Source organism: Microcoleus sp. CAWBG640 (assembly GCF_020883015.1).
Taxonomy (GTDB): Bacteria; Cyanobacteriota; Cyanobacteriia; order Cyanobacteriales; family Microcoleaceae; genus Microcoleus; species Microcoleus anatoxicus.
In genome coordinates, this window is record NZ_JAHRFC010000034.1 from 51,004 (window position 1) to 57,693 (window position 6,690).

General features: G+C 47.0%; 5 protein-coding genes and 1 pseudogene. 3 read left to right on the forward strand and 3 right to left on the reverse strand.

Translation table 11 applies throughout. The annotated features are described in order from the left end of the window. Positions 1–3: 3 nt before the first annotated feature. From truB to AAFP11_RS17660, 3 genes are all read right to left on the reverse strand, one after another. The gene (gene truB / locus AAFP11_RS17650; RefSeq protein WP_341738257.1) at positions 4–927 is read right to left on the reverse strand and encodes a tRNA pseudouridine(55) synthase TruB; all 924 of its coding nucleotides are present in this window, start codon (positions 925–927) and stop codon (positions 4–6) included. 9 nt (positions 928–936) lie between these two features. Then, positions 937–1,692 carry a calcium-binding protein gene (locus AAFP11_RS17655; protein ID WP_341738258.1) on the reverse strand — a complete coding sequence of 252 codons (756 nt, stop codon included), beginning with the start codon at positions 1,690–1,692 and terminating at the stop codon, positions 937–939. A gap of 113 nt (positions 1,693–1,805) precedes the next feature. Continuing rightward, complete coding sequence (locus AAFP11_RS17660) at positions 1,806–3,539, reverse strand: alpha/beta hydrolase (RefSeq protein ID WP_341738259.1); 1,734 nt, start codon at positions 3,537–3,539, stop codon at positions 1,806–1,808. Positions 3,540–3,814: 275 nt separating this feature from the next. Between AAFP11_RS17660 and AAFP11_RS17665 the strand changes: the two genes are divergently transcribed. From AAFP11_RS17665 to AAFP11_RS17675, 3 genes and pseudogenes are all read left to right on the forward strand, one after another. After that, the gene (locus AAFP11_RS17665) at positions 3,815–4,795 is read left to right on the forward strand and encodes an Npun_R2479 family HD domain-containing metalloprotein (RefSeq protein WP_341738265.1); all 981 of its coding nucleotides are present in this window, start codon (positions 3,815–3,817) and stop codon (positions 4,793–4,795) included. A gap of 137 nt (positions 4,796–4,932) precedes the next feature. Next, a complete protein-coding gene (locus AAFP11_RS17670; RefSeq protein ID WP_341738260.1) occupies positions 4,933–5,997 on the forward strand; it encodes a vWA domain-containing protein in 1,065 nt (354 codons plus the stop codon). Positions 5,998–6,112: 115 nt separating this feature from the next. Continuing rightward, positions 6,113–6,690: pseudogene (locus AAFP11_RS17675) on the forward strand (hypothetical protein); the annotation flags it as partial.

Consider the following 6,690-nt stretch of genomic DNA (forward strand, 5'->3'; position numbering starts at 1 on the left):
TCGCTAAAAGACAATTTGAGGAGCCAAGATCTTGTTTGTCTCTGACTCAACTACTTGACCGATACCCAAAAACTGACCATCTTCATGATAAACCTGCAACGGAGAAGATAAGGGAATGGAGGTATTTTTTGCTGAGTGCCTACTTTCAATAATTTCTGCTATCGGGAGGCGTTGACCTTGAAACCAGCGTTTGGCATATTCAGGAGAAAGGACGATCGGCCCTAAATGGGCTAAAACCTCTGACGGTAAGATGGGGGAGAATTTATTTTCCTGCAATTGTATTTCTAATTCGGCAAAACTGAGACTTTGTTCGATCGCAAAACCGCTACTTTCAGTACGAGTCAAACGAGCTAAAGTGCCACCTACATTCAACATAGCACCCAAATCGCGAGCGATCGCCCGAATATAAGTACCAGCCCCACAGGAAATGGCCAAATCCAATTCAGGAAAATCCCCAGGCCGCCAATCCAAAACTTCCAGGCTAAACACCTCTACTTTCCTAGCAGCAACTTCCACAGTTTCGCCCTTCCTAGCCAATTCATAAAGGCGTTTTCCTCCCACCTGAATGGCACTAAAACTAGGTGGGAACTGCTCAATTTTTCCGATAAAATTGGGCAGTTGAGTTTGCACTTCTTCTAAACTTAAATCCGGTGCTGGTTGAGAAGTCAGGATTTCTCCTTCCAAATCATCCGTAGCAGTAGTTAAGCCAAACCGAATCGTACCTTTGTAAGCTTTATGATGTTGGAGAAATTGTAACAGCCTGGTTGCCTTGCCCAGGGCGATCGGCAAAACTCCAGTCACAGCAGGATCGAGGGTTCCTCCATGTCCGACTCGCTTGAGTTGCAAGAGGCGACGGACTCTCCCCACGCAGTCGTGGGAAGTCATGCCGGCTGGTTTATTTAAATTTAGAAAACCTTCAAAAGTCATTTAACCTATTTAAAGAATGAAGTCAGCCTGACTAATAGAAGTGCGGGGAACTCCGAACAGAGTAGCCAGAGTTTCCTTAGTGCTGGTAAGCTGAATAATTGTACTTGGCCTAGTTCCGCTAGTACCAGCGACAATTGTGAGTTCGGCAAAAGTAAGACCGGCGGCCAAGCGAATGCGATCGCTACCATCAGTAAAATCTGTAATCAAATCCGATTCTGACGAAAAACTGAGCGCAAAGGTATCATTTCCCAGCCCCCCAGTTAAAGTATCTTTACCTTTATCGCCAGAAAGACTATCATCACCAGCACCCCCAAACAAGGAGTCATCGCCAGAACCCCCAAACAAGGTGTCATTGCCCGCGCCTCCCAACAAAGTATCGTTGTCTTGGTTGCCAAATAGCAAGTCATTGCCATCATCTCCAGTTTGGGAATCAGCACCTTTGCCACCATAAAGAGTGTCGTCGCCTTCATTACCCAACATAGTATCGCGACCGCTACCGCCGAACAGACAGTCATTGCCAGCGTCGCCGCGGATGGAGTCGTCGCCGTCTTCGCCGTAGATAAGATCGTTACCTCCTAAGCCAAAAATTGTATCCGGGCCTCCCAAACCGAAAATAGTATCAGCGCCGCTAGTACCTGTGAGGGAGTCCGGGCCGGAGGTGCCAATCTTGCCAATCCGGGACACTGTTGTACCACCGGGGGTGGGTGTGGGACTTGGGGTTGGGGTTGGTTTGGGAATTGGTTTTAAAGGGACTGCTGATGGCATTGTGGGACCCTGGGTAATTAGAAATTAAAAATTTGCACTTCTAACTTACCTAATTTCTCACAGAATACCCAGATCTCAATGGCGATCGGATTTTTGATTGCCTCATGGCCAGCTTATCGGGGAACAGGACTCGGCTGAGGTTGAGGAGTTGGGGGTATAGAGGCGGGGCGACTCGGCTGTGGGGGAATGTTGAGTAACTGTTGCAATTGCTGCGACGTGAGCGATCGCAAAATTCTCAGCCCTAGGGATTCTCTGGAGATGCTTTGAGCGTAGGAGGGTTCCACATACCGACGGAATTGGGACTGGTTGTTCAAATAGCTTTCCATGAAAGCAACGCTGAGTCCGTTGAGGTAGCGACGGGCTAAGGCGGGTTCTGGTCCGATGACATCGGGAGGTGGAATAAAGATGCTTTGAGGGGATTGGTCGATGGTGGAGAAGTGAGTGCCGTTTTTCATTAATACCAGATATTTGTTGGGTGATGTCAACCAAGTGAAAGGTTGAATTTGTTCGACCAAAGCGGGGGCGACTGTATCGGCGCTGCCTGCGATTACCATGACTGGAATTTGAATTTTACTGAGACTGGTTTCTCCCAGAATGCTGCTGCTAATCGGGTTAACGGCGATCGCAGCTTTGATGCGCGGATCGCCGAAATTGTACTCTAGGCGGTCCAATCCACGGGCGCGGCACTGCAAAAGTAGTGAGATGTTCCAAGTGTCGTTTTCTAGCCGACAGTCTTTGTCTAGCTGTGCCAAATTCATGGGTGCCCCGGCTAAGGCCAAAGCGGTGTAACCGCCGAAAGATTGGCCGATGATGCCGACTCGCTGCAAGTCTAATTGCCCTCGGTAAGTTGGATCGCTTACAGACAGGCTGGTTAAATAATCTAGCAAGTCTTTGACATCCAGGGGGCGATTGACAAATTCTGCTGGTCCTACTACTTCGTTGGCTTTGCCTGTGATTAAGTCTTGCAGTTGTTTGGCGTTACTGCCGGGGTGTTCGGGGACGGCGACGGCAAAGCCGTAGGAGGCTAGGTGTTTGGCTAAATACTCAAAGGAAGTGCGATCGGAGCCCAAACCGTGGGAAATTACGACTACTGGGGCTGGTCGAGGGCTACCCTGGGGCAGATAGATGTCGATGGGAAAGGTGCGATCGCGATTGGGATTTTTCAGAGTTACCGATGATTTTTTCCAGGTATAGGGGCCTGGTATTTGGGGCTGTAGTATTTGGGCGGGGGGAATTTCCGGTTCTGACACTGCTTGTTCTTCCGACAATTTGGCGACTCCTTCGATCGCCCGATTGGAACGGTTGATCAGCGTCGTCAGTTCGTTGGCGATGCCCAAGCCACGAGAGATGTCAATCCTGATCCCATAGGTGGGAAATTTCCGTAACACGTTGACAATTGTGACACCTTCTGGGTCTGATGCCGCTAAAATTAAGGCAGCTCGAATCGCGTAAAATCCAGGCTGTCTAGCTTTCGTCTGAATTACTCTACCCAAGCGCTCCAGCAGCAATTCTCCTTGGTCTGTGTAGAGGAATTGGGCGATCGTCACGGGGCTGATTTCAGCACGAGCTTGCAAGGCGGTCTGAATCTGCTCTAGCTGTTCTGGTTTGGCGTACTGAGCGAAGCCGTCTAAGTAGGAGTCTATTTTGCCTTCTGTGGCGAACAGTGCCAGGGAGTCGATCGGAACTGATACTTCTAGTGGGCCGTAAGTTACGTAAATCCGTTCGGCTGCGATCGCAGGTGTGGCCGTGCAAACAGCCGTAAATGCAAACAATCCTAGGTATTTTTGGATGCCAGAGAGCCGAGTGCGATCGGCACCAGGGGATGGACTCGGAAACAGAAAGTTCATAACTTTTATACCCAGGACTTCTAATAATTAGTCGATCAAACAGTCTATATTGTTTCACCAATATTTAATAGGGAAAAATCGATCGGTTTCCCATAAATTTAGGTTATGGTGTAAAACATCACCCTAAATCACATTTGGGCTTTAACAAGCCTAGCTTCCTTTTCCAATTCAATGTCTTGATGTTAAGCCTGCTAACATCCCCATTAATTATTTTTGCCATCATTTAGATATCTGCGATCGCATCTGTAAGTAAAGTTTGAGTGAGAGAATTTATGATGTTCAATGCCACCGCTATCCTGATAGACGCTTTTGTTCAAGAGCTACAGGCTGGCTATCGCCGTACCTACGGCAAATACAAGCCAGACTACCCAGAAATCATCGCCTGGGCTGGGACAATGGCTCTGGAAAATATCGCTAATTGTGATGCTCTATACCACAACGTAGAACATACTATGCTCGTAGCCCTAGTCGGACAAGAAATTCTCCGGGGCAAGCATATTCGTGAGGGGGGAGTGTCGCCGGAAGATTGGCTGCACTACCTCATATCCCTACTGTGCCACGATATCGGCTACATCAAAGGCGTTTGTCGCCAAGACCAAGAAGCTGTCGGTCTTTACGCAACGGGTATTGACGGCGGCATGGTGTCCGTACCGATTGGCGCAACTTCCGCCAGTTTAACTCCTTATCATGTCGATCGGGGCAAACTGGTAATTGACGAACGCTTCGGCGGCCACACACTAATTGATGCCGAACAAATCAAACGCAATATTGAATTGACTCGCTTTCCAGTTCCTGCAAGCGAAACCCATCAAGACAGAAACAATTATTCGGGACTGGCGCGAGCCGCAGATTTAATTGGTCAATTGAGCGACCCCAATTACCTGCGAAAAATTAGTGCCCTGTTCTACGAATTTGAAGAAGTCGGCACTAATAAAATTTTAGGTTACAAATCTCCAGGAGATTTGCGACAAAACTATGCCAAATTTTATTGGAATGGAGTGTTTCCCTACATTCCGGCCGCTCTCAACTATCTAGACTTAACCCAAGGCGGAAAACAGATTGTTGCTAACCTCTACGCTAATGTCTTTCAGGTAGAACACGCTGAACCCCTCGCTTTCACCAAAGTCAACTCTCAAGATTTGCTCAAATATCCTGGAAAAGGCAATTTAAAGGGAGAAAAAGATGCTGAAAATTTAGTGTTTTCACTTTCCGGAGAAACCAAGAAATTTAACGAATTTCCCGATCTAAATCTCTAATCAGATCGCAGCATTAACACTGACGAAAATCCAGGGAGCCAGAATTAGGATTCAAAAATATTAACCTAGTTGCTGACTCTTTTTGTTTGAGGTAAAATAGAGTTAATAACTCGTTGTTTGTTAGGGAGAGCTATCTGATGACAACCAGCAACATTGAAATCGTTTTTAGCTTTGATACCACGGGCAGTATGTACCCATGCTTGACGCAAGTTCGCCGTAAAATTAAAGAAACGGTAACAAGACTGCTCGATGAAATTCCAGGCATTCGCATAGGAATTATTGCCCACGGAGACTATTGCGATGCTGGCAGCACCTACGTCACTAAACACCTAGATTTGTCCGGCGATGTCGCCACCATTTGCAATTTTGTGCAAAATGTCCAGCCTACAGGTGGTGGCGATGCTCCCGAATGTTACGAATTAGTATTACACGAAGCTCAGTCACTTTCTTGGACTCCAACTAATTCCAAAACCTTGGTACTAATTGGCGACGATATCCCCCACGCACCGGCTCAAACTCCTCAAAAACTTAACTGGCGTCACGAAGTAGATAAATTAGCACAGATGGGAATAGCCGTTTATGGCATCCAAGCTCTCAACCGTAAGCACGCTACTTTATTCTACAAAGAACTAGCCGAAAAATCAGGCGGTTTTCACCTCAATCTCGACCAATTTTCCTACATTACAGACCTGTTTTTAGCCGTTTGTTACCAACAGTCATCTAGCGAACAACTACAAGCCTACGAACAAGAAGTTGTCAGTCAAGGTCGGATGAATCGCGGATTAAACAAAATGTTTGATACCATGCTGAAGCGGGAAGGAGTTGCTGCTTACGAATCAGCCGAATTGCGATCCGTAAAACCAGGGAGATTTCAGATTATGGAAGTAGACAACGAAATTTCAATCAAAGCATTTGTTCTGGAGAATGGTTTGAGTTTTAAAACCGGTCGTGGGTTTTATGAATTTACTAAAACAGAAACGATTCAAGGTAAGAAAGAAATTGTGTTGATGGAGCGTTCCACAGGGGATTTGTTTGAAGGAGTAGCAGCGCGAGAAATGTTGGGTTTACCAATGGGCGAGACAGTTCGCATCAAACCGAGTAATCTAGAAAAGTATGCGGTTTTTGTACAAAGTACCTCTGCCAATCGCAAACTGATGGGGGGAACTCGTTTCCTTTATGAAGTTGAAGATTGGGATCGTTAATCAAGCTTAAATGTGCCAACTTTAACCGTCGAGCGACTTGGATAATGCTAAAATTTATACTATCTGTATTTATCCTCAGTATCGGCGGTTAAAAAATATACACTTTAAAATTAAGATGCAGCCCGAAATTAAACAGCGAGTTAAACAATTGAGGAAGCAGCTACAGGAAGCTGGCTATGCTTATTATGTTTTGGATGCCCCGATGTTGGCAGATGAGGTGTACGATCGCCTTTATCGCGAATTACAAAGCCTAGAATCCGAATATCCTGAATTAATCACCGCAGAAAGTCCAACTCAGCGCGTCGGAGAAAAGCCCGCTACTCAATTTTATAGCGTTAAGCACAATATTCCTCTATACAGTTTAGAAAATGCTTTTGATATTGCAGAATTCGCTAAATGGCAGGAGCGATGGCTGCGAAATTCACCCCCCCTCACCCCCCCTTACCAAGGGGGGGGACAAGAAGAAAATTCACCCCCCCTCACCCCCCCTTACCAAGGGGGGGGACAAGAAGGAAATTCTCCCCCCCTCACCCCCCCTTACCAAGGGGGGGGACAAGAAGGAAATTCTCCCCCCCTGACGAAGACAGGGGAAATTACTCCCCCCCTGACGAAGACAGGGGAAATTACTCCCCCCCTGACGAAGACAGGGGAAATTACTCCCCCCCTGACGAAGACAGGGGAAATTACTCCCCC